This is a genomic window from Shigella sp. FC1661, from assembly GCF_001712525.1.
GTDB classification, from domain to species: domain Bacteria; phylum Pseudomonadota; class Gammaproteobacteria; order Enterobacterales; family Enterobacteriaceae; genus Escherichia; species Escherichia coli.
On the sequence record NZ_MDGW01000414.1, the window covers coordinates 1 to 716 of the forward strand.

The window sequence follows — 716 nt, forward strand, 5'->3', positions numbered from 1 at the left end:
CGCCACGCGTTACGACAAAACGGCGAGAAATTACCTGGCGATGGTGAAACTGGGCTGCATCCGACTCTTTTATCAACGCTTACGTAATTAAGGGACACAACCTAGATCACTTAGAGGGAACTCAGCCCGGATTGTGCGATCTGATCAATCGCCAAATCAAAACAAATCACCAACCGGACTGATCAATGCCGATCATAGCACCAATTTCCCGTGACGAACGATGCCTGATGGAGAAAGCCATCCATAAAACACATGATAAATCTATGTTCTGCGCTTTGATAATTTTGACGATGCCGTTGAGTGGTAAGCGCCCAGAGAAGTACGTAGCGGAAGGATTATTTTACAGCTGAGAAGTTCCAGGGCAGCAGTTCATGCACTCGGTTCGACGGCCAGTCATTGAGCTTCACGATCACTTCGCGCAACCAGTCCTCCGGCTCCACTCCGTTCAGTTTGCAGGTGACCAGCAGACTGTAGATAATCGCCGCGCTTTCTCCACCGTTGTCAGAACCGAAGAAGAGATAATTTTTTCTTCCAACCGCCACCGATCGCAGCGCGTTTTCACCGATGTTGTTGTCGATTTCCACCTGGCCATTACGACAGTACACGTTCAGGCTATCTGAACCGCCCCGGGAATCCTGGAGACTAAACTTCCTGAGAAAGAGGTAAACAGGATGACTAAAAATACTCGTTTTTCCCCCGAAGTCCGTCAACGGGCA

At 49.3% G+C, this 716-nt stretch carries 1 protein-coding gene and 2 pseudogenes; 2 read left to right on the forward strand and 1 reads right to left on the reverse strand.

Annotated elements, in window-relative coordinates; translation table 11 throughout:
* Positions 1 to 91, forward strand: a pseudogene (locus tag BFF42_RS19245) (IS5 family transposase); the annotation flags it as partial.
* Between the two features lie 94 nt (positions 92 to 185).
* Positions 186 to 261, forward strand: a pseudogene (locus tag BFF42_RS27925) (hypothetical protein); the annotation flags it as partial.
* Between the two features lie 74 nt (positions 262 to 335).
* On the opposite strand, the gene BFF42_RS19250 reads toward BFF42_RS27925, so the two are convergent.
* Positions 336 to 716 (reverse strand): transposase domain-containing protein (locus tag BFF42_RS19250; protein ID WP_252866576.1); only part of this gene is annotated, 381 nt, incomplete at its 5' end.